Here is a 246-nt window from a genome sequence, read left to right on the forward strand (position 1 = left end):
TGGCGGCTTCTTGCTTACTTCTTCCTGACGATCGGGACGGCGAGCATTCTCGTGCACACGCTGAAATTCCTGATCGGGCGGGCGCGGCCGGAGCTGCTTCTGGAAATGGGCGCCTATAGCCTGACCCCATTTACCGGTGACAATCTCTATGAAAGTTTCCCTTCCGGCCATTCGACGGCCGCCGGAGCTTTTTTTGGTGTTTTCGCCATGCTGATGCCGCGCTTCCGCTGGGCATTTCTGTTGCTT

1 protein-coding gene is annotated in these 246 nt (G+C 57.3%); it reads left to right on the forward strand.

Annotated elements, in window-relative coordinates; genetic code table 11:
* A partial coding sequence (locus NVV99_RS26730) for a phosphatase PAP2 family protein (protein WP_260783327.1) occupies positions 1-246 on the forward strand: 246 nt, incomplete at both ends.

Source organism: Rhodococcus sp. PAE-6 (genome assembly GCF_025290685.1).
Taxonomy (GTDB): domain Bacteria; phylum Actinomycetota; class Actinomycetes; order Mycobacteriales; family Mycobacteriaceae; genus Rhodococcus; species Rhodococcus pyridinivorans.